The 21,363-nt window shown below is 69.5% G+C and carries 21 protein-coding genes; 11 read left to right on the forward strand and 10 right to left on the reverse strand.

What is annotated here, in order from left to right; genetic code table 11:
- Positions 1 to 11 precede the first annotated feature (11 nt).
- The 3 genes from rpoN to AC1HC7_RS08985 all read left to right on the forward strand — a co-directional run bounded on the left by rpoN (position 12) and on the right by AC1HC7_RS08985 (position 2,934).
- Positions 12 to 1,640 carry an RNA polymerase factor sigma-54 gene (gene rpoN, locus AC1HC7_RS08975; protein ID WP_479498943.1) on the forward strand — a complete coding sequence of 543 codons (1,629 nt, stop codon included), beginning with the start codon at positions 12 to 14 and terminating at the stop codon, positions 1,638 to 1,640.
- A gap of 159 nt (positions 1,641 to 1,799) precedes the next feature.
- The gene (gene hpf, locus AC1HC7_RS08980; RefSeq protein ID WP_479495513.1) at positions 1,800 to 2,375 is read left to right on the forward strand and encodes a ribosome hibernation-promoting factor, HPF/YfiA family; all 576 of its coding nucleotides are present in this window, start codon (positions 1,800 to 1,802) and stop codon (positions 2,373 to 2,375) included.
- Positions 2,376 to 2,469: 94 nt separating this feature from the next.
- Positions 2,470 to 2,934 carry a PTS sugar transporter subunit IIA gene (locus AC1HC7_RS08985; protein ID WP_479495512.1) on the forward strand — a complete coding sequence of 155 codons (465 nt, stop codon included), beginning with the start codon at positions 2,470 to 2,472 and terminating at the stop codon, positions 2,932 to 2,934.
- A 174-nt stretch (positions 2,935 to 3,108) separates the two neighbouring features.
- On the opposite strand, the gene AC1HC7_RS08990 is transcribed toward AC1HC7_RS08985, so the two are convergent.
- The 4 genes from AC1HC7_RS08990 to AC1HC7_RS09005 form a co-directional block, all read right to left on the reverse strand.
- Positions 3,109 to 3,336 (reverse strand): DUF1150 family protein, encoded by a 228-nt coding sequence (locus AC1HC7_RS08990; RefSeq protein ID WP_479495511.1) that lies wholly within the window; start codon positions 3,334 to 3,336, stop codon positions 3,109 to 3,111.
- Positions 3,337 to 3,347: 11 nt separating this feature from the next.
- Positions 3,348 to 3,770, reverse strand: coding sequence for an Hsp20 family protein (locus AC1HC7_RS08995; RefSeq protein WP_479495510.1), 423 nt, complete (start codon positions 3,768 to 3,770; stop codon positions 3,348 to 3,350).
- 158 nt (positions 3,771 to 3,928) lie between these two features.
- Positions 3,929 to 4,387: an META domain-containing protein gene (locus AC1HC7_RS09000; RefSeq protein WP_479495509.1), complete on the reverse strand. Its 459-nt coding sequence runs from the start codon at positions 4,385 to 4,387 to the stop codon at positions 3,929 to 3,931.
- 93 nt (positions 4,388 to 4,480) lie between these two features.
- A complete protein-coding gene (locus AC1HC7_RS09005; RefSeq protein ID WP_479495508.1) occupies positions 4,481 to 6,226 on the reverse strand; it encodes an acyl-CoA dehydrogenase family protein in 1,746 nt (581 codons plus the stop codon).
- 226 nt (positions 6,227 to 6,452) lie between these two features.
- Here AC1HC7_RS09005 and AC1HC7_RS09010 point away from each other — a divergent pair, with 226 nt between their 5' ends.
- Complete coding sequence (locus AC1HC7_RS09010) at positions 6,453 to 7,232, forward strand: sulfite exporter TauE/SafE family protein (RefSeq protein ID WP_479498944.1); 780 nt, start codon at positions 6,453 to 6,455, stop codon at positions 7,230 to 7,232.
- 3 nt (positions 7,233 to 7,235) lie between these two features.
- On the opposite strand, the gene AC1HC7_RS09015 is transcribed toward AC1HC7_RS09010, so the two are convergent.
- The gene (locus tag AC1HC7_RS09015) at positions 7,236 to 8,771 is read right to left on the reverse strand and encodes a gamma-glutamyltransferase (protein WP_479495506.1); all 1,536 of its coding nucleotides are present in this window, start codon (positions 8,769 to 8,771) and stop codon (positions 7,236 to 7,238) included.
- Positions 8,772 to 8,931: 160 nt separating this feature from the next.
- On the opposite strand from AC1HC7_RS09015, the gene AC1HC7_RS09020 reads away from it, so the two are divergent.
- The 4 genes from AC1HC7_RS09020 (at position 8,932) to AC1HC7_RS09035 (ending at position 11,003) form a co-directional block, all read left to right on the forward strand.
- On the forward strand, positions 8,932 to 9,684 hold the full coding sequence (locus tag AC1HC7_RS09020; RefSeq protein WP_479495505.1) for a heme ABC transporter permease: 753 nt from the start codon (positions 8,932 to 8,934) through the stop codon (positions 9,682 to 9,684).
- Positions 9,674 to 9,838: a heme exporter protein CcmD gene (ccmD, locus tag AC1HC7_RS09025; RefSeq protein WP_479495504.1), complete on the forward strand. Its 165-nt coding sequence runs from the start codon at positions 9,674 to 9,676 to the stop codon at positions 9,836 to 9,838. Before AC1HC7_RS09020 ends, ccmD begins: the two co-directional genes overlap by 11 nt.
- Before the next feature lie 11 nt (positions 9,839 to 9,849).
- Positions 9,850 to 10,422, forward strand: a complete 573-nt coding sequence (locus AC1HC7_RS09030) for a DsbE family thiol:disulfide interchange protein (RefSeq protein ID WP_479495503.1) — start codon at positions 9,850 to 9,852, stop codon at positions 10,420 to 10,422.
- A 341-nt stretch (positions 10,423 to 10,763) separates the two neighbouring features.
- On the forward strand, positions 10,764 to 11,003 hold the full coding sequence (locus AC1HC7_RS09035; protein WP_479495502.1) for a DUF2799 domain-containing protein: 240 nt from the start codon (positions 10,764 to 10,766) through the stop codon (positions 11,001 to 11,003).
- Between the two features lie 76 nt (positions 11,004 to 11,079).
- On the opposite strand, the gene AC1HC7_RS09040 is transcribed toward AC1HC7_RS09035, so the two are convergent.
- On the reverse strand, positions 11,080 to 11,661 hold the full coding sequence (locus AC1HC7_RS09040) for a septation protein A (RefSeq protein ID WP_479495501.1): 582 nt from the start codon (positions 11,659 to 11,661) through the stop codon (positions 11,080 to 11,082).
- A gap of 122 nt (positions 11,662 to 11,783) precedes the next feature.
- Positions 11,784 to 12,767 (reverse strand): agmatinase, encoded by a 984-nt coding sequence (gene speB, locus AC1HC7_RS09045; RefSeq protein ID WP_479495500.1) that lies wholly within the window; start codon positions 12,765 to 12,767, stop codon positions 11,784 to 11,786.
- Positions 12,768 to 12,847: 80 nt separating this feature from the next.
- Here speB and AC1HC7_RS09050 point away from each other — a divergent pair, with 80 nt between their 5' ends.
- Positions 12,848 to 13,498: a GntR family transcriptional regulator gene (locus AC1HC7_RS09050; RefSeq protein WP_479495499.1), complete on the forward strand. Its 651-nt coding sequence runs from the start codon at positions 12,848 to 12,850 to the stop codon at positions 13,496 to 13,498.
- A gap of 101 nt (positions 13,499 to 13,599) precedes the next feature.
- Positions 13,600 to 14,994, forward strand: a complete 1,395-nt coding sequence (locus AC1HC7_RS09055; RefSeq protein WP_479495498.1) for an aspartate aminotransferase family protein — start codon at positions 13,600 to 13,602, stop codon at positions 14,992 to 14,994.
- Positions 14,995 to 15,307: 313 nt separating this feature from the next.
- On the opposite strand, the gene AC1HC7_RS09060 is transcribed toward AC1HC7_RS09055, so the two are convergent.
- A complete protein-coding gene (locus AC1HC7_RS09060) occupies positions 15,308 to 15,523 on the reverse strand; it encodes a hypothetical protein (protein WP_479495497.1) in 216 nt (71 codons plus the stop codon).
- 206 nt (positions 15,524 to 15,729) lie between these two features.
- Complete coding sequence (locus tag AC1HC7_RS09065; protein WP_479498945.1) at positions 15,730 to 19,350, reverse strand: hydantoinase B/oxoprolinase family protein; 3,621 nt, start codon at positions 19,348 to 19,350, stop codon at positions 15,730 to 15,732.
- Positions 19,351 to 19,812: 462 nt separating this feature from the next.
- On the opposite strand from AC1HC7_RS09065, the gene AC1HC7_RS09070 reads away from it, so the two are divergent.
- On the forward strand, positions 19,813 to 20,259 hold the full coding sequence (locus AC1HC7_RS09070; protein ID WP_479498946.1) for a DoxX family protein: 447 nt from the start codon (positions 19,813 to 19,815) through the stop codon (positions 20,257 to 20,259).
- On the opposite strand, the gene ychF is transcribed toward AC1HC7_RS09070, so the two are convergent.
- Positions 20,249 to 21,346 carry a redox-regulated ATPase YchF gene (gene ychF, locus AC1HC7_RS09075; protein WP_479495494.1) on the reverse strand — a complete coding sequence of 366 codons (1,098 nt, stop codon included), beginning with the start codon at positions 21,344 to 21,346 and terminating at the stop codon, positions 20,249 to 20,251. The genes AC1HC7_RS09070 and ychF overlap by 11 nt on opposite strands.
- Positions 21,347 to 21,363 lie beyond the last annotated feature (17 nt).

Genomic DNA, 21,363 nt, shown 5'->3' on the forward strand with positions numbered 1-21,363 from the left:
GGAGAGCCTGAATGTCCATCGGTCCGCGTCTGGAGCTGAGGCAGAGCCTCCAGCTCACCATGACGCCCCAGCTTCAGCAGGCGATCAAGCTTCTGCAGATGACCAGTTTCGAACTGGGCGCATATGTGGAGACCGAGCTTGAGCGCAACCCGTTGCTGGAACGCGCGCCCGATGACGATGCGGACCCGGGCGAGGGCGCGCCCGACCGTGAACGAGACCCCGAACGAGACCCCGAACGAGACCCCGAACGAGACCCCGAAACCGGGCCCCGGACCGACGCCGCCCGCCAGGCCGAGCCCCTGGAGCCCGCGATCCGGCCCGATCCGGCAACCGGCGAGCCGGGGCGCATCGACGCGGTGGTGCGCGAGGGCGACCCCGCCGGCGTCGAAACCCCTTTCGACACCGGCCTGGAAAATCTTTACGAGCCCGACCGCGCCGGCCCGACGCCGGGCCCGACCCCCGGCCTAGGCGGCGGCGCGGGGGGCGGCGCGGGGGGCGGCGGGGCGGCCTGGGACGGCGAGGGCGCGCCGCTCGAGGAAATGCTGGCGCAGCCGGTGACGCTGCTGGACCATCTGGAATCCCAGATCAACCTGCTCGACGCCCCGGATTTCGACCGCGCCATCGCCCGCGCCCTGGCCGCCGACATCGACGAGGCCGGCTATCTGCGCGCCACCCTCGACGGCGTCGCCGGGCGGCTCGGGGTCACCCCGGCGGAAGCGGCGCGGGGGCTGACGCTGCTGCAGAGCTGCGAACCGGCGGGGCTCGGGGCCCGGGACCTGTCCGAATGCCTGGCGCTGCAATTGCGCGACCTGAACCGGCTCGACCCGGCGATGCAGGCGATGCTCGACAACCTGCCGCTGCTGGCCAAGGCGGATTTCAAGGCGCTGGCGCGGGTCTGCGGCGTCGGCGCGGCGGATATCGCCGACATGGCGTCCGAGATCCGCGCGCTGGACCCGCGCCCCTGCGCGGCGCTCGGCGCGCCCGCCGCCCAGGCCGCGATCCCCGACGTGTTCCTGCGCGCCGCGCCGGGCGGCGGCTGGCTGGTGGAGCTGAACGGCGAGGCGCTGCCCCGGGTGCTGATCAACAACGCCTACGCCACCCGGGTCGCCGGCGGCGGCGACCGGGAAACCCGCGCCTTCATCAGCGAATGCCGCCAGAACGCCAACTGGCTGGTGAAAAGCCTCGACCAGCGCGCCCGCACCATATTGAAGGTGGCCACCGAACTGGCGCGCCGGCAGGACGCGTTTTTCGCGCGCGGCGTGGGCGCGCTGCGCCCGCTGACCCTGAAAGCCGTGGCCGAGGCCATCGGCATGCACGAATCAACCGTCAGTCGCGTCACCTCCGGCAAATACCTGTCCTGCGATCGCGGCGTGTTCGAACTGAAATTTTTCTTCACCCAGGCCATCGCCGCGACGAATGGCGGCGAGGCCCATTCCTCCGCCTCGATTCGTCACCATATAAAGGCGATGATCGACGCGGAGAATCCGAAAAAACCCCTCTCGGACGAAAAAATCGTCGCCAGCCTGCGCGAAAGCGGCGTGGACATTGCGCGACGCACCGTGGCGAAATATCGTGAGGCCATGAACATCCCTTCGTCGGTGCAGCGCAAGCGTCTCAGATCCTCGGCCCTGTCAGGCTGACCGGAGGCGTCAAGACCGGATCGGGGGATGGTTTCTCCCCCCGGTTGACACTTTCGAGCGCCGCTCATAGTGTCCGCGCGCTTCGCGGAGGGTGGTTCAGAACAAGCCAGTCGGGGTTGATCCCGGCGACCATCGCAACTCCGAAGCATGGGAGAAAGCATGTACATTCAGGTCAAGGGCAAGCAGTTCGACGTGGGCGACGCCTTGCGCACGCATGTCGAGGAGCAGTTCAGCGCCGCGATCGAGAAATATTCGGAGAATCCCATCAACTGCACCGTGACGTTTTCGCGAAGCCGTCACGAGATCATCTGCGACGCCACGGCGCATCTCTCCACCGGGCTGACCGCCCATGCCAAGGGCCGCGCCTCGGATCCCTACGTCGCCGCCGCCGACGCCTGCGACCGGCTGGAAAAGCAGCTGCGCCGCTACAAGCGCCGCTTGAAGGATCATCATCGCAGCCGCACCTCGCCCATCGAGGCGCATGAGGCCGCGTCCTATGTGCTGCAGGGCCATGACGAGACCAACGAACCCGAGACCCTGCAGCCGATCATCGTCGCCGAGATGAAGGCCAAGATCAAATCGCTCACCGTGGGCGAGGCGGTGATGCAGATGGAAATGGCCGACGAGCCGTTTCTGATGTTCAAGAACCATTCACACGGCGGCCTGAACGTGGTATTCAGGCGGCCTGACGGCAACGTGGGCTGGATAGATCCCGCCAATCTTTCTGACGGCTGAAAACCCGACCGAAGCATGAGAAGCGGCGCCGCGCGCCGCTTCGCCACCAGGGGGCGCGTAAGAACGCCTCTTTGCACAGGGCGTTGAATCCGCAATGAATCTAGAACAATTGATCCGCCCCGGCGACATCGCGCCGGCCCTGCGGGCGTCAAGCAAGAAGCAGCTCCTGCACGAATTGTCCGGGCGCATCGCCGACAGTCACGATCTGGATTGCCGCACGGTGTTCGAATCACTGATGGAGCGCGAACGCCTCGGGCCCACCGGCATGGGGCGCGGCGTGGCCATCCCCCATGCGCGGCTGGCCGGGGTCAACCGCATGATCGGGTTCTTCACCCGGCTGGAAAAGGGCGTGGATTTCGACGCGGCGGACGGCGCGCCGGTGGATCTGGTGTTCCTGCTGCTGGCCCCCGAGGACGCCGGCGCCGACCATCTGCGCGCGTTGGCGCGGGTGTCGCGCCTGCTGCGCGACGAGGGGCGCTGCGCCAAGCTGCGCTCGACCTCCGAGGCGGCGGCGCATTTCGCGATTCTGGCCGAGGATCTGTCAAGCCACGCCGCCTGAGCGCGCCGCCGGCGGCGCAATGCGATGCGGAGGCCTCACGGCCTCCGCTTTCGCATTCCGGGGCATCGATGCGGGGCGGGTTTGGCGGGTTTGGCGGGGGTTCGCGGGGGGGGGGTGCGGGGTGCATTCGCGGGGCCGTTCACGGGGCGCGCCGCCCGCCGTCGCCCCGTCGTTTCAGTGCACCGACACCGGCGTGCGGTCATGTTCGCGCGCCAGCACGAAGGCCAGGCGGCGATCGTCGGTCAGCGCCAGCCGGGCGCCCGAGGCGTCGTGGATCGAATACAGCTTGTGGGTCCCGCCGGGCGGCATGGCGCCCTCGGGCAGTTCGTCCGCCTTCACCTCGCGCACATAGACGATGCGCGCCTCGGCAGTGTTCGGAAAATCGGCTTCGCCGTGTTCCATTGTCGCCTCCTTTACGCCTTGTCCCGGGAAATCGTGATCGTCTGCACCACGGACTCGGGCTGGGCGCGGTTGAGATCCACATGCAGCAGCCCGCAATCGAGGCTGGCTCCTTCGACCTCCATGCCGTCCGCCAGCACGAAGCTTTTCTGGAACTGCCGCGCGGCGATGCCGCGGTGCAGGAACATGCGCTCGTCGGTCTCGTCATCGGTCTGACGACCGCGGATCACCAGTTGCGCGTCCTCGATGGTGATCGCCAGATCCTCCTCGGAAAATCCGGCCACCGCGAGGGTGATGCGGTAGGCGTTGGGCCCGCGCTGTTCGATATTGTAGGGCGGGTAGCCGTCATTGCCGGATTTCACGGTGCGTTCGACCAGGCGGTCAAGCTGCTCGAAACCCAGCAGGAAGGGGTGAGAGGCAAAAGTCATTCTCGGCATCGGCGTCGTCCTCGGCTGTCCTTGTTGCAAGCGACCTCGGCGCGCGGCCCCGTGACTGGCGACCGCGTCCTCTCAGAATATGGGGTGAAGTGTGAACAAATGCAAACCGGCGGTTCGGAGTCGCCGGCGCGGGCCGCGCCCGACCCGCCGCGCGCGGTTCAGCCGTTTTCCGGCGTGAACACCAGCCTGGGGCCCTCCGGGGACGCTATGCTCAGCCGCCCGTCGCGCACCGTCGCGGTCTCGGCCAGCAGCAGCCCGTCGAGCATGGCGTTTTCGACGCTCAGCCCCGGGCAGGCGCGCTTGGTCGACAGCAGCGCGGCGATCACGAACCCGTCGCCGACCCGGTCGTAACGGCCCTGAATGGCATTGCAGGGGCCGCTGCCGTTGATGCGCCCGTCGCCGATCACGAAGCGCGCCTCGGCGCCGGCGGGGGCGCCGTCGATGCTGAACAGCATCCACACCGCGTCCTCGATGGCCAGCACCGGCAATGGCGGGGCCTTGGCGGCCGGCCCTGGCGTTGGGCTCGCGCAGGCCGCCAGCAGCAGACCGGCGCCGGCAAGCGGGGCGAGATGGCGGATGCGGCGCGATCCGGCGCGGCGGGTCTGCGGGTCGATCATCGGGGGGTCCTTTGCGGCGGGTCGGTTTTGCCTAACCCGCGACGCCCCGGCGCGCAAGGCGCGCGCCCGTCGCCGCGCCCCGATTGCAAGAGATCAGTTGCGGGTTTCGAGCACGCGCCGGGCGATCACCTGCGCCTGAATCTCCGCCGCGCCCTCGAAGATGTTGAGAATGCGCGCGTCGCACAGCACCCGGCTGATCGGGTATTCCAGCGCGAAACCGTTGCCGCCATGGATCTGCAGCCCGTTGTCGGCGCAGCTCCAGGCGATGCGGGCGGCAAGCAGCTTGGCCATGCCCGCCTCCAGATCGCAGCGCCGCCCGGCGTCTTTCTCGCGCGCCGAGTGATAGCTGAGCTGGCGGGCGAACATGATCTCCACCGCCATCATCGCCAGCTTGGCGTAGACCCGGGGGAAGGCGATCAGCGGTTTGCCGAACTGCTTGCGGTCCTGCGCATAGCGCAGCGCCAGCTCCATGGCGCATTGCGCCACGCCGATGGCGCGCGCCGCGGTCTGGATGCGGGCGCTTTCGAAGGTCTGCATCAATTGCTTGAACCCCTGGCCCTCGACCCCGCCCAGCAGGTTGTCGGCATCGACGCGGAAGCCGTCGAAGCCCAGCTCGTATTCCTTCATGCCGCGATAGCCGAGCACCTCGATCTCGCCCCCGCTCATGCCCTCTGCGGGGAAAGGATCGGCCTCGGTCCCGCGCGGCTTTTCGGCCAGCAGCATGGACAGGCCGGCGTAATTCGCGGTTGCGGGGTCGGTGCGCACCAGCAGGGTCATCAGGTCGGTGCGCGCAGCATGGGTGATCCACGTCTTGGCGCCGGTGACAACGTAATCGTCCCCGTCGCGCGTGGCGCGGGTGCGCAGCGATCCCAGGTCGGATCCGGTGTTGGGTTCGGTGAACACCGCGGTGGGCAGGATCTCGGCCGACGCGATCATCGGCAGCCAGCGGGTTTTCTGGGCCTGCGTGCCGCCGCACAGGATGAGTTCGGCGGCGATTTCCGAGCGCGTGCCCAGCGACCCGACGCCGATATAGCCGCGCGACAGTTCTTCGGAGACCACGCACATCGCGGTCTTGCCCATGCCGAAGCCGCCGTATTCCTCGGGGATGGTGAGGCCGAACACCCCAAGTTCGCCCATCTGTTCCAGAATTTCCATGGGGATGAGCCGGTCCTTCAGGTGCCACTCATGGGCGAAGGGCGCGACCTTGTCGTCGGCGAAGCGGCGGAACTGGTCGCGGATCATCTCGAAGTCTTCGTCGAGCCCGCTGGCGCCGAAGGTCGCGGCGCCGGATTGCTCCACCATCAGTTCGGCAAGACGGCGGCGCGCCGCGTCGCTGTTGGCGCGCCGGGTCAGGGTCTCCACCGCGTCGTTCATCAGCGCGCGGCGGATCTCCGGCCCGGCGCCGATGTCCTGAAGGCGGGCGATCTCGCCCTGGCTCATGGGGATGCCGCCATGGATCTGGCTGAGGTATTCGCCAAAGCCGATCTGCAGGATCAGCTTCTCGATCTCCCCGAACCGCCCGCCGGCGTCGAGCCGCGCCGCCCAGCCCTGCATCTGGCGCAGGCTCTCCACATAGGTGGCGAACCAGCTCAGCGCGTGGGCGGCGAACTGGCGCGCCTCCAGCCTGGCGGCGGAGGGGCGGCCGTCCACCACGACCTCGGCGGCGAGCGCGCGGCGCGCCTCGCCGAGCGCCACCGCCGCCGCGTCGCACGCGGCGGCGGTCAGGGCGAGCAGATCGGGCAGAATGACGACTGGGGATTCGGGCGTGGATTCGCGCGTGGATTCGGGCGCGGATTCGGGCGTGGAACCGCGGGGCGAATCGGGCGCGGGCTGGGTCATGTGGGCGTCTCCGGCGAGAGGGCGCCGCACCATGTTCATGTTGCGGCGCAGAATCCATGCTGCATCGCGACGGAAGCTACCGGGCGCGCCATAACGCGTCAAGCGAGAGACATATAATTTTGCCGCGATCCCGACGCCGGGAATTTTGTTGCGCGAAACCGGCGAGCGCCGAGGCCGCTGACTCGCGCCTGTCATCGGGTCCGGGCGCGGTCTATAGGCTGGATGCATGGACGCGTTCTTGGGCTATTTCGGGGATATGAAACTCGCGCCGCTGGCCATCGCGGTCGCGGTGATGTTCGGGGCCGGCTTCGTCAAGGGCTCGGTGGGGTTCGGGCTGCCGATGATCGCGATCTCCGGCATCGGATCGGTGCTGCCGGCGCCCATGGCGATCGCGGCGGTGATCGCGCCGTCGCTGGCGGCCAATCTGTGGCAGGCGTTCCGGCAGGGGCGCGGGCCGGCCTGGCGCACGCTGCGCGAATTCTGGCTGCTCAACCTGGTGATGTTCGTGATGATCGCGCTCAGCGCGCAGCTGGTGCTGATCCTGCCCGAACGCCTGCTGTTCCTGATGCTGGGCGGGGTGGTGTCGCTGTTCGGCGCGGTGCAGTTCCTGGGCTGGAAACCGCCGCGCCCGGTGCGTTTGCGCAAGGCGGTCGAACTGGCGGTCGGGCTGGTCTCGGGGTTTTTCGGCGGGCTGACCGGGGTCTGGGGGCCGCCGATCCTGCTGTATCTGATCGCGCTCGACACCCCCAGGCAGGCGCTGGTGCGCGCGCAGGGGGTGTCGTTCCTGATCGGGTCGATCATCCTCAGCGGCGCCCATGTCCGCTCGGGCCTGCTGCTGGGGCCGGGGGGGGTGTTTTCGCTGTCGCTGGTGATTCCCTGCGCGCTGGGCATGGGGCTGGGGCTGGCGGCGCATGACCGCATGGATCAGCGGCTGTTCCGCCGCGTGATGCTGGCGGTGCTGGTGCTGGCCGGGCTGAACCTGCTGCGGCGCGGGATCATGGGCTAGGGGTCAGCCGGTGATCGCCACTCCGTCGCGGCGCGGATCGCCCGCCGCCTCGACCGCGCCGTTGGCGGCGCGGCGCACCGCGTGCACGCCGCCGAAGAACATCGAATCGGCTTTCCAGCCCCGCGCCTCGGGATAGGCGTCAAGCAGGGCGGCGCGCGCGCCCTCGGGCAGACGGTCCTCGAAATCCACCTGCGGGGCGGCGGCGCCCTCCACATGCAGGCGCGGGGCCAGAATGGCGTCCTCCAGCCGCGCGTCGCCGTCCGTGAGCCGCGCGATCACCTGCGCCAGCGCCGAGCGGATCCGATTCGACCCCCCGGATCCCAGCATCGCCGCGCCGCCGTCGGGCCACTCCAGGGCGCTGGGCGCCATCATCGAGGCCAGCCGCGCATCCAGCGGCCAGGCGTCGAAACCGTTGGGGCAGAGATCCGCCTCGCCCAGCATGTTGTTGGGCATCAGCCCGACGCCCGGCGCGATCAGTCCGCAGCCCTCGCCGTTGGACAGGGTCAGCGCCGCCGCCATGCCCTGCCGGTCCACCGCCGATATATGCGTGGTGCCCCGCGTCGCCGCCGCCGCGCCCTGCAGGCGGTCGCGATACAGGGCCAGGGTCTCGGGGGCCAGCAGCCGCGCCGCCCCCGCCGCCGGCTGGCGGTCGAGATCGACCTCCAGCCTTGCGCGCGAGGTCAGCGCCAGCGCCCGCGCGACCTCGACCGGCGCCGCGCCGCGCGCGGTCAGCTCCAGCGCGAAGGCGACCAGCACGCCGCCAAGCGCCGGCGCCGGATTCAGGGTCAGCCGCGCCGCGCCGCGCCGCACCGCCAGCGGCGCGCGCCAGATCGCGCGGTAGTCCTTCAGATCGTCGGCGCGCAGATGCCCGCCCTCGCGGGTCAGCGACAGCACCGCCTGCGCCACCTCCCCCTCATGCACGAAACGGTCGCCCTCGCGGGCGAATTCCTCCAGCACGTCGGCGAGCGCCGGATTGACCAGCGTCTCGCCCGGCTTCAGCGGCTGATCGCCGCCGCCGCAGAACAGCGCCCGGGATTCGGGCGTCGCGACGTAGATCGGCGCGACGATGGCCAGCACCCCGGCCTGAAACGCGTCCAGCGCCAGCCCCTCGCGCGCCGCGCGGATGGCGGGGCCGGCAAGTTCGGGCATGGGGACGCGGCCGTAGCGGGCGTGGGCCTCGACCAGCCCGCGCGCCACGCCGGGCGCGGCGATCGACCCGGCGCCGATGTGAAAGCCCTGCGTGGTCTCGCCGAAATCCGCGTGGATCTCGCGAAAATCCAGGTCGGCCCGCCCGGTGCGGCGTTTGGGCGTCTGCACGAAGAAATCCAGCAGCCGGGTCTCGCCGCCGGCCTCGCGCACCATCAGGAACCCGCCGCCCAGGATCGAGGCCAGCACCGGCTCCGCCACCCCCGCCGCCAGCGCCCCGGCGATGCAGGCGTCAACGGCGCCGCCCCCCGCGCGCAGGGCGTCGGCGGCGGCGGCGGCCGACAGCGGATGCCCGGCGGCGACGGCGAAGCTGGGCTGGGCGGCGATAGGCATGGCGCGACTCCCGATCATCTGCGCCGTTGTTTAGCGCGAACCCCGCCCCCGACTAAAGAGGGCGCGACAATCCGGCGGCGCCGCGACCGAGACGATTGGGCGCGCAGAAGTGAGCGAACAGCCGTTGCGGCGCCCGCCCGGCGTCGCTACATGTCTGGCCATGAAATCGATATGGGAACTCGCAAACCCCGTGCGCTTCATGCGCCTGTCCGGCGCCGTCCTGCCCTGGACGGCGGGCGGCGCGGTGGCGGCGATGGTGGTGGGGCTGGTCTGGGGATTCTTCTTCACGCCCGACGACTACAAGCAGGGCGCCACGGTCAAGATCATCTACATCCACGTGCCTGCGGCGATGATGGCGGTGAACATCTATGCGATGATGGCCGTCACCTCGCTGATCTGGCTGATCCGGCGCCACCATGTGAGCGCGCTGGCCGCCAAGGCGGCGGCGCCCATCGGCGCGGCGATGACGCTGATCGCGCTGATCTCGGGGGCGCTGTGGGGCCAGCCCATGTGGGGGTCGCCCTGGGAATGGGACCCGCGCCTGACCTCGTTCCTGGTGCTGTTCCTGTTCTACATCGGCTACATCGCGCTGTGGGAGGCGGTCGAGGACCCCGACGCCGCCGCCGACCTCACCTCGGTGCTGTGCCTGGTCGGATCGGTGTTCGCGGTGATTTCGCGCTACGCGGTGCTGTTCTGGAATCAGGGGCTGCATCAGGGAGCGTCGCTGTCGCTCGACGAAAAGGAAAACGTCGCCGACGTGTTCTATTTTCCGCTGCTGGTGATGATCGCGGCCTTTGCGCTGTTTTTTCTAAGCCTGCTGCTGCTGCGCACGCGCACCGAAATACGCCTGCGCCGGGCCCGCGCGCTGCGCCTTGCGGCGGGCGACGGGCAGGGGGAAGCGGATGCTGCCTGATCTGGGAAAATACGCGGTCTACGTGCTGTCGAGCTACGGCGCCGCGATCGCCATTCTCGCCGCGCTGCTGGCGGCGAGCCTGCGCGCCTCCGCCCGCGCGCGCCGCGAGCTGGCGGCGCTGGAGGCCCGCAACGGGCCAAGACGCAAACGCTGAGGACCCACGCCATGCCCGAAACGCCAGACCCCGCCGCATCGACCCGTTCGCGGCTGTGGGTGACGCTGCCGCTGATCGTGTTCGTCGGCATGGCGGCGATGTTCTTCCTGGGCCTCGGGCGGGACAAGACCACGCTGCCCAGCACGCTGATCGCCAAGCCGGTCCCCGAATTCTCGCTGCCGGGGCTGCGCAAGGGCGATCCGGTTTTCGACACTGCGGTGCTGCAGCGCCCCGGGGTCAAGCTGGTGAACATCTGGGCCAGCTGGTGCGGCCCCTGCCGGGTCGAGCATCCGTTTCTGCTGCGGCTCAAGGACATGGGCGTGACGCTCTACGGCATCAACTACAAGGATTCCAACGCCAACGCGCTGGGTTTTCTGGCCGAGCTGGGCGACCCCTACACCGGCGTCGGCGCTGACGAAAAGGGCCGCGCCGGGATCGAATGGGGCGTCTACGGCGTGCCCGAGACCTTCATCATCGATGGCGAGGGGCGCATCGCCTACAAGCATGTGGGGCCGATCCAGAACGACGATCTGGAACGCAAGATCCTGCCCGCCATGCGCGCCGCCGGCTGGCAGGGCGGCTGAGCCGCGATACGGCCGCGTGCCGGCCCCGATCCGGGGGGGGGGGCGGCGCGATACCGGGGGGATGGAGGCCCCGGCGCTGTCGCAATCGTGATGCGCCCGCCCGTCCGGCGCGGCTATCCTGCCCGCGTCGGAGATCGGCCGGCCGACGCCGCTGATCGGGACCGGTTTCCGGGCATTGCGCATCAGCGAAAGGATGGCCTGCGATGACCGCCCAGCCCCATACCCCCCGCCTGTCTCCGCCCCGATTCTCACCCCGACTTTCCCCCCGACGTTCCCCCCGACTTTCACCGTGCTTTTCGCCCCGTCGCCGGCAGGCGCGCGGGTTCGGCGCCGCGCCTTTCGTGGCGCTGCTCGCGGCGCTCGCCGCCTGCGCGCCGCAGACCGGCGCCGCGCCGCGCCCCGCCTTCATGGCCATGAATGAATGCGACAGTGCGGACTGGTTCCGGATCGGGCTTGCCGAGGGCGCGAGAGGCCTGTCCGAGGACTGGTTCCAGAGGCACCAGAAGGATTGCGGCCTGCATGGCCTGCTGCCCGACGAACAGGCCTATCGCCAGGGCTACGCGCAGGGCGCCGCCGGCTGAGAGTCGCAGGCGCAGGGGGCGCGCCCCCGTTCAGGCCGATTGGCGGCCGGGCTGCTGACGGTCAAGCCGTTGACGGTCAGGCGTCGGTTTCGGCCTCGGCGTCCTCATCAAGCTCGTGGCGGCGCAGCAGCGGGAACTGGCTGGCGACGAAGGCCAGCGAAATCACCGGACTGCCGAACGTCTTGAAGGCGACCCAGAAGGATTCGGTCTGGGTGCGCCAGGTGATCTCGTTGACCGCCGCCATGAACACGAAGAACAGCGCCCAGCGGCGGGTGAAGATCATCCAGCCCAGATCGGTCAGCGGCAGCGCGTCGCCCATCAGGTATTTCAGGTAGGACTGGCCGCGCATCAGCCCCCAGCCCAGCATCGCCGCGAAGATCAGGTTGATGACGGTGGGCTTCATCTTGATGAAGGTGGCGTCCTGCAGCCACAATGTCAGCCCGCCGAAGATCACCACCACGATCGCCGTCACCACCGCCATGCGCGGCAGGTGATGGGTGAGAATCCAGCTCAGCGCCAGCGCGCCGAGGATCACCGGGATGAACACCGCCGTGGCGAAGAATATGTCGGTGCGCGTGTAGACCAGGAAAAACACCCCCAGGGGGCCGATCTCCAGCGCGATCTTCAGGAACGGGTTGATGTGCTTCTTTTCTGCCATGGCCCTGACTTAGCGCGAACCGCGCGGCAGGTCGACCCTGCGCGCCCTCTCTCAGGGTGAACGGGCGCGGGGGCCCGATCGGCGGGGCGGGCGGGCGAGCGGCGCGCGGGCGGGCGCGCGGTTCAGCCGCCCCGCGCCGCGTGCAGGCACAGCAGTTGCAGCGCGATCGTGGCCCCGGCCAGCGCGGTGATCTCGCCCACGTCATAGGCGGGGGCGACCTCGACCACGTCCATGCCGGTGACGTCCAGCCCCTCCAGCCCGCGCAGGATCGCCAGCGCCTGCCAGGTGGCGAGCCCGCCGCAGACCGGCGTGCCGGTGCCCGGCGCGAAGGCCGGGTCGAGGCAGTCGATGTCGAAGGTGACGTAGCACATGGCGTCGCCCACCCGATCGCGAATGGCCTTGACGGTCGCCGCCACGCCCTGTTCGTGCACCTTGATCGCGTCGAGGATCTCGACCCCCATGGGCGCGTCGTTGGTGGTGCGGATGCCGACCTGTATCGAGGTCGCGGCGTCAATGACCCCCTCGTTGATCGCGGTGTGGAACATGGTGCCGTGGTCCAGGCGTTCGCCGTCGGCCTCCCAGGTGTCGGTGTGGGCGTCGAACTGGATCAGCGACAGCGGACGGCCGAGCCTGGCCGCATGGGCGCGCAGGCTGGGGTAGGTGGTGAAATGATCGCCGCCGATGGCCAGCGGCGTGGCTCCGGACCAGAGAATGTGGCTCATCGCCGCCTCGATCTGTTCGCGCAGCCCGGTCGGGCGGCCGGGATTCAGATGCACATCCCCCCAATCCACCACGTTCAGGCGTTCGAACGGATCGAAGCGCGACGGCCAGGCCCGCGACCAGCCCAGCTGCGTCGACGCCGCCCGCACCGCGCGCGGCCCGAACCGCGCCCCGGGGCGATTGGTCACCGTCACGTCGAGCGGCACCCCGACCACCGCCACATCCACGCCCTTGAGGTCGCGAGCGTATTTGCGCCGGCAAAAGCTCAGCGCCCCGGAATACATGTTTTCGTCATGGGTGGTCGCGCGCGCGTCGTCGGCGAGAAAGGCGTAGTCGCGCCGATGCTGGTCCGGCAGGCCGGGCGGGATCTGCGTGGTGTCTTGCATCGGAGGCTCCCATTGACTTTTGGCGGCTTTGTGATCACAAAAGCAGATCGGCTGTTCGAAGGCAACATGGAAGCGGATCGATGGACGAAACCGGCGGCACGGCGCATGAGCGGGTCTACAAGGCGCTGCGCCGGCGCATCCTGCATGGCGAGATGGCGCCCGGCGATCCGCTGACCCTGCGCGGGGTGGCCGCCGATCTCGGCGTGTCCATGACCCCGGCGCGCGAGGCGGTGCGCCGGCTGGCGGCGGAAGGGGCGCTGGCGATCTCGGCCTCGGGGCGGGTTTCGGCCCCGGTGCTGACCCCCCAGCGCATCGAGGAGCTGGCGGCGATCCGCGCCCTGCTGGAACCCGAACTCGCGGCCCGCGCCCTGCCGCGGGCGCATTTTTCGCTGATCGAGCGCCTCAAGCGCATGGATGCGGAGATCGACGCGATCCTGATCCATGGCGACGCGGCGGGCTATGTGCGCGCCAATATCGACTTTCACCGCACCCTGTATCTGCGCGCCCACGCCCCGGCGATGCTGGCGCTGGCGGAAACCGTCTGGCTGCAGATGGGTCCGTCCATGCGCGCGCTCTACAGCCGCATCGGCATGGGGCGGGTGATGGATTTTCACCGCAAGGCCATCGCCGCGCTCGCCGCCGGGGACGAGGCCGGGCTGCGGCTCGCCATCCGCGCCGACGTGCGCCAGGGCCTGACGCTGCTGTCATCCGAGGGGCTCGACGCCGCCTGAGCGCGCCCCCCCCCCCCAGGGCCCCCCAGAGCCCCCCGGACAGGCGATCACACATACAGGACAACCGCCGCCGCGACGGCGCGCGCAAGCAGGAACCGCCCATGACCATCCAGTCAAACATCCGCTCCACGGCCGAATACCAGGCCATGGACGCCGCCCATCACTGGCACCCCTTCAGCGACACCAAGGCGCTGGCCGCAAAGGGCGCGCGGGTGATCACCGGGGCGGACGGCGTCTGGCTCACCGACAGCGACGGCAACCGCATCCTCGACGCCATGGCCGGGCTGTGGTGCGTCAATATCGGCTACGGCCGCCACGAGATCGCCGACGCGGTGCACCGCCAGCTGCGCGAACTGCCCTATTACAACACTTTCTTCGGCACCACGCACCCGGCGGCGGCGGAGTTTTCCCAAGCCCTGTGCAAGCAGGCGCCGGCGCATATGAACCGGGTGTTCTTCACCAATTCCGGCTCCGAGGCCAACGACACGGTGTTCCGGCTGGCGCGGGTCTACTGGGACTGCATGGACCAGCCCGGGAAGAAGATCTTCATCAGCCGCCACAACGCCTATCACGGCTCCACCGTCGCCGCCGCCAGCCTGGGCGGCATGCGCTACATGCACGAACAGTCCGGCCTGCCGATCGAGGGCGTCGCCCATATCAACCAGCCCTACTGGTTCGGCGAGGGCCGCGACACCGGCATGACGCCCGAGGAATTCGGCCTCGCCCGCGCCCGCGAACTGGACGCCAAGATCGACGAGCTGGGCGAGGACAACGTCTGCGCCTTCATCGCCGAACCGATCCAGGGCGCCGGCGGCGTGGTCATTCCGCCCGCCGCCTACTGGCCCGAAATCGCGCGCATCTGCAAGGCGCGCAACATCCTGCTGGTCTCTGACGAGGTGATCTGCGGCTTCGGGCGCACCGGCAGGTGGTGGGGGGCGGAGGCCTTCGGCGTCGAGGCCGACCTGATGCCCATCGCCAAGGGCCTGACCTCGGGCTATCAGCCCATGGGCGGGGTGTTCATCTCGGACCGGGTCGCCGGACCGGTGATGGAAAAGGCCGGCGCCTTCTTTCACGGCTACACCTATTCCGGGCACCCGGCGGCCTGCGCCGCGGGGCTGGTCAACCTGCGCATCATGCAGGAGGAAAAGCTGGTGGAGCACGTGGCCGCGGTCGCCGCGCCGCGGCTGTCGCAGGTCTGGGGCGGGCTGGGCGATCACCCGCTGATCGGCGAATCGCGCAGCTTGGGGCTGGTCGGCGGGCTGGAGCTGGTGAAGTCGAAAACCGACATGTCGCGCTTTGACGAGGACATCGAAATCGGCGTGCTGTGCCAGGATCTGGCCATGCAGAACGGCCTGGTCATGCGCCCGGTCGGCGACGTGATGGTGATCTCGCCGCCGCTGTCGATCTCCGCCGACGAGATCGACGAAATGGGCGCGCGGGCGAAAAAGACGCTGGACGATCTGGCCGACCGCATGACCCGCGAAGGCCATTTCTAGGGGGCCCGGGCCGGCGGCGTCGGGACGCGGGCGTCCGCTGCGCCGGCCGTTCAGCGGGGCGCCGCCATCAGCGCGCAGGCCCCGATCAGCGCGCCGGGCGCGCAGGCCAACGCCGCCGGGGGCCGCGCGCCGGCGCTTGCCCGGCGAGCACGAAAACGCTCGGCCCCGGCGGGGGAGGACAGGGCGCGCGGGCTCGGATATCTGGCGGCCGGGGTTGGGGTCGGGGTCGGGGTCGACCTCGCGCTGATCGCAAGCGCGGCGCTGCCGTTCGGGCCGCGCGCGCCCCGCCCGCCATCGGCGCCCAGGACAGGACTCAGCCCAGGACCGCGCCGACCACCACCAACGCCAATCCCAGAAACGCGAAGGCCATGGACCCCATGTTGACCGCGATCACCATCTGCATGGCGCGCTTGGCGTCCTCGGGCGGCGGCGGCGACTTGCGGATGAACATCGCCTTGCGCATGCACCAGCCCAATCCGACGAGCCCCAGCAGCGTCAGCGCCGTTCCGATCCAGAGCAGCATTTCCATCGCATCATCCTCCCCGCCCGCGCGGGCTTTGACCCCGGGCGACCTGCGCCGCGCCCGATCCCGCGCCGGGCGCTTCTTCGCCCTTGCGCCCGCAGGGCGCAAGGGCGGGTCGCGCCGGCGCCTGACCGGCGCAGCCGGGCATGCGTCGCGCGAAACCACGGCGCCGCGCCGTCCGTTCGCGCCGCGCCGCCCGTCCGTTCGCGCCGTCACGCCGGCTTGCCGCAGCCCCCGCCCGTGGGCGTGTCGAGCCAGAACACGTCGCCCGCCGCCATCTCCCGCTGATCCGCCGAGCGCAGCTCCTCGACCGACCCGTCGGCGCGGATGATGCGCGAACGCCCCAGCGCGCCCGGGTCGCCGCCGTCCAGCCCCGGCGGCGGCGTCACCCGGTGCCCCGACAGGATCGCCAGCGTCATCGGCGCCAGAAACCGGATCTTTCGCCGCGTGCCGTCGCCGCCATGGAACAATCCGCCCCCGCCCGAACCGCGCCGGATCGAAAATTCCTCCAGCAGCACCGGAAAGCGCCATTCCAGCACCTCCGGATCGGTGAGCCGCGAATTGGTCATGTGGGTGTGCACCGCCGAACAGCCATTGTGCCCGCGCCCGTCATTGAGCCAGCCGGCGCCCGATCCGCCGCAGACGGTCTCGTAATACTGGTAGCGATCATCGCCCCAGGTGACGTTGTTCATGGTCGATTGCGCCGCCGCCATCACCCCGAGCGCCAGGAACAGCGCCGAGGTCACCGCCTGCGAGGTCTCCACATTGCCCGCGATCACCGCCGCCGGGTATTGCGGCGACAGCATGGTGCCCTTGGGCAGAATCACGTTCAGCGGCTTCATCACCCCCTCGTTCATGGGGATCGCGTCATCCACCAGACAGCGGAACACGTAAAGCACCGCCGCCCGGGTCACCGGTTCCGGCGCGTTGTAGTTGGTGGCCAGCTGCCCCGTCGTGCCGGTGAAATCGATGGTCGCGGCGCGCGCGGCCCGATCCACGGTGATCTTCACGCGTATCTCGCGCGCGCGGCCGTCGAAATCCGGGTCCATGGGGTAGACGTATTCGGCGTCCTTCAGCCGGGTGATCGCCTGGCGCACGCATTCCTCGGCGTTGTCCTGCACGTGGCGCATATAGGCCTGCACCACGTCGAGCCCGAAATGCGCCACCATGCGGCGCAATTCCTGCGCGCCCTTCTCGCAGCTTGCCACCTGCGCCTTCAGATCGGCGATGTTCACGTCCACCGCGCGCACCGGGTAGTCGCCCGACAACAGCAGCGCGCGGGTCTCGTCCTCGCGAAACCGCCCCTTGTCGATGAGCTTCCAGTTGTCGATCAGCACGCCTTCCTGTTCCACCACGCGCGAATCCGGCGGCATGGATCCCGGCGTCAGCCCGCCCACGTCCGTGTGGTGCCCGCGCGCCGCGGCGTAAAACAGGATGTCCATGCCCGCGTCGTCCCAGACCGGGGCGACCACGGTGATGTCGGGCAGATGCGTGCCGCCATTGTAGGGCGCGTTCAGCACATAGACGTCGCCGGGGCTCATGTCCGGATTCTGGCGCATGATCGCCTTCACCGAGGCCGCCATCGAGCCCAGATGCACCGGCATGTGGGGCGCGTTGGCGATCAGGTCGCCCCTGGCGTCGAACACCGCGCAGGAAAAGTCCAGCCGTTCCTTGATGGTCACCGACACGGCGGTGTTTTCCAGCACCGCGCCCATCTGCTCGGCGATCGACATGTAGAGGTTGTTGAACACCTCCAGCATCACCGGGTCGGCCTCGGTTCCCACGGCGCGGGCGTCCTCGCGCGGGCGGATGCGGGTCAGGCGCACATGGTCGTGGCGGGTGATTTCCGCCCGCCAGCCATCTTCGACGACGATCGAGGTGTGCCGCTCCACCAGCACCGCCGGGCCGGTGAGCCGGTCGCCCGGGGCCATGGATCCGCGCCTGACGAAGCGGGCTTCGCGCCAGGCGCCGCCGCTGAAGATCGGCGCGCTCAGCGCGGTCTCGTAGGCGCTTTCCTCGCGCGTCTCGGTCGCCAGCTCCGGTTCGCCGAGATCGGCGGCCTGGCCGATGGCCTCGCTGGAAATCGCCTCGATGATCAAAGGCTTGTCGCCGGGGTCGAACCCGAAACGGTCGCGATGATCGGCGGCGAAACGGGCGCGCATGTCGGACTCCGTGCCGAAGGGGATCGGCAGGGCGGTGTCCGTGCCCTCGACCTTGAGCATCAGCAGCGGAACCAGCGTCACCTTGGCGGGGTCGACGCCCTGGGCCTCGACCTCGGCCATCACCGCCACCGACAGCCGGTCCAGATCCGCCGCCGCCTGCAGGCGCGATCCGGCGTCGAGCCGCGCCTCCACCGCCTGCTGGCGCGCGGCGCGGATCTCCGCCAGCCCCATGCCATAGGCCGACAGCAGGGACGCCAGCGGGTGGATCAGGCAACGATCCATGCCCAGCGTGTCGGCGATCATGCAGGCGTGCTGCGCCCCGGCGCCGCCGAACACCGTCAGGCAGTATTCGGTGACGTCATGGCCGCGCTGCACCGAGATTTTCTTGATCGCGTTGGCCATGGCCCCGACGGCGATGCGCAGGAACCCGTCGGCGGCTTCCTCCGGGGTCTTGCCGATGTCCCGGGCGATGGCTTCGAACTTCGCGCGGGTCGCGGCCGCGTCCAGCGGCTGGTCCGCGTCCGGCCCGAAGATCGCCGGGAAGAAGTCCGGGCGCAGCTTGCCGGTCATCACATTGGCGTCGGTGACCGCCAGCGGCCCGCCGCGCCCGTAGCAGGCCGGGCCGGGATTGGCGCCGGCGCTTTGCGGCCCGACGCGCATGCGCGCCCCGTCATAGGACAGCAGCGATCCGCCCCCCGCCGCCACGGTGTGGATATGCATCATCGGCGCGCGCATGCGCACGCCCGCGACCTCGGTGTGCAGCACCCGTTCGAACTCGCCCTTGAAATGGCACACATCGGTGGAGGTGCCGCCCATGTCAAAGCCGATGATCTTCTGCTCGCCGGCGATCTGCGAGGTGCGCGCGGCGCCGACCACGCCGCCCGCCGGGCCCGACAGGATCGCGTCCTTGCCCTGAAACAGCGTCGCGTCGGTGAGCCCGCCGGAGCTTTGCATGAACATCAGCTTGCCGGCCGTGTCGCCGTCGAAGGCGGCGGCCACCCGATCGACATAGCGGCGCAGGATCGGCGACAGGTAGGCGTCGACCACCGTGGTGTCGCCGCGGCTGACCATCTTCATCAGCGGGCTGACCTGATGGCTGACGGACACCTGCCCGAAGCCGGCCTCGCGCGCGATCTCGCCGGCGCGCCTTTCATGGGCGGTGTGGCGGTAGCCATGCACGAAGACCACGGCGCAGGCGTCGATGCCGTCGGCCCTGGCCTGCGCCAGCGCGGCGGCGAGCGGGGGTTCGTCGAGCGGGATCTCGACATGGCCGTCGGCATGGACGCGCTCATCGGCCTCGATGACGCGCTCGTAAAGCTGTTCGGGGAGGATGATCTCGCGGTCGAACAGGTTGGGGCGGTTCTGATAGGCGATGCGCAGCTGATCGGCGAGGCCGCGGGTGATCACCAGCACGGTGCGATCGCCCTTGCGCTCCAGCAATGCGTTGGTGGCCACCGTGGTGCCCATCTTCACCGCGCGGATGCGCGACGCGGGGATCCTTTCATTGGCCCCCAGGCCAAGAAACCGGCGGATGCCGGCCAGCGCCGCGTCGTCGTATTGCTCGGGGTTTTCCGAAAGCAGCTTGGCGGAATGCAGCGCGCCTGACGGGTCGCGCGCCACGACATCGGTGAAGGTGCCGCCCCGGTCGATCCAGAAATCCCAAAGCTCCATCGCGGCGGCTCCCGTTTTGTCGTGGCGTTGCTTGCGGCTTGCGCGCGCTCCTGCGTATCGTTCCTGACCGGAGCGCGCAATGCGAAGCCGTCGACGATGCGGATCAGGCCCATGGCGCGCGGCGATCCGGGGCGGCGCCGCGACCTTCGCCGCCGAATTGCCCCCTCCGGCGGGGCTGGCGGCCTGGCTTGCCGCGGGCGGCCGGCTCAGGCCGGGCGAAAATTCGGGCGATGGCGGGATCCGGCGTTCATGCGGAAAATGCTCTGAGCGCCGCCGACCCGCCCGTTGATCCCCGAATTGGCGACGATATTTTTCGATATGCGGTATTTGTCCGCGAAACCGCGCCCATTGGATGCAGGGCGGGCGATGACGCCTGTGGGAAACAACGCCGCGCGGTCCCGGACATCCCTTGTCGCGAAACAGCCGATCCGGCGGGACCGTCGCCGGGCCCGGAGACACCGAATGCAAGACGTCATCAAGACATATGGCAGTCTGGTCGGGCGCGTGCTGATCAGCGCGACCTTTCTCACCTCCGGGCTCGGCAAGATCGCCGACTACGCCGGGACCCAGGGCCATATGAAGGCCGTGGGCGCGCCCGGCATCCTGCTGCCGCCGGTCATCGCCACCGAGGGGCTGGGCGCGGTCGCGATCATCGTCGGCTACCAGACAAGGATCGCGGCGTTTCTGCTGGCCGGGTTCAGCCTGTTCTCGGCGCTGCCGTTCCATTTCGACTTCGGCGACCAGATGCAGAGCATCCAGTTCATGAAGAACGTCGCCATCGCCGGCGGTTTCCTGTTTCTGGCGGTGCACGGCGCCGGGCCGCGTGACTGCGCGCCGTCGGGCCGGCGCGGCCCGGGGGCGTTTTGCGGCGTTTTGCGGCGTTTTGCGGCGCGCCGGCTCAGGTGTTGAACAGGAAATGCAGCACGTCGCCGTCGGCGACCTCGTAGGCCTTGCCCTCGACGCGCAGCTTTCCGGCCTCGCGCGCGCCTTGTTCGCCGCCCAAGGCGATGAAATCATCGTAGGCGACGGTCTCGGCGCGGATGAAGCCGCGTTCGAAATCGCCGTGGATCACCCCCGCCGCGCGGGGCGCTTTCGTGCCGGCGGCGATGGTCCAGGCGCGGGCCTCCTTGGGGCCGACGGTGAAATAGGTGCGCAGGCGCAGCAGGTCGTAGCCAGCGCGGATCAGCCGGTCGAGCCCGGGCTTTTGCAGCCCCAGATCGGCGAGGAATTCGGCGCGTTCGGAATCGTCGAGCTGGGCGATCTCCTCCTCGATGGCGGCGGAGATCACCACATGCGCGGCGCCCTGCCGCGCGGCCAGTTCGGCGACCTGATCGGACAGCGCGTTGCCGGTCGCGGCGGAGTCTTCCTCGACATTGCACACGAACAGCACCGGCTTGGCGGTGAGCAGTTGCAGGCCCTTCCAGGCCAGCGCGTCGTCGGGGTTGATCTCGACCGCGCGCGCCGGGCGGCCCTGTTCCAGCGCCGCCTTGGCCAGGCGCAGCAGGCGGTCCTGCGCGATCGCCTCCTTGTCATTGCCCTTGATCTTGCGCGCGAGGCCCGACAGGCGCTTTTCGACGCTTTCCAGATCGGCCAGCATCAATTCGGTCTCGATGGTTTCGGCGTCGGCCACCGGGTCCACGCGGCCGTCCACATGGGTGATGTCGTCATCCTCGAAGCAGCGCAGCACATGGGCGATGGCGTCGACCTCGCGGATGGTGCCGAGAAACTTGTTGCCCAGCCCCTCGCCGCGCGACGCGCCTTTGACCAGCCCGGCGATGTCGACGAAGGTCAGCCGCGTGGGGATGATCTGCTTCGATCCGGCGATGGCGGCGAGCTTTTCGAGGCGTTCGTCGGGCACCGGCACCTCGCCCACATTGGGTTCGATGGTGCAGAAGGGAAAGTTCGCCGCCTGCGCCGAGGCGGTGCGGGTGAGCGCGTTGAACAGCGTGGATTTGCCCACGTTCGGCATGCCGACGATGCCGCATTTGAAACCCATTGCACTCTCCTGTTGCG

It is taken from the genome of Oceanicella sp. (assembly GCF_056449545.1).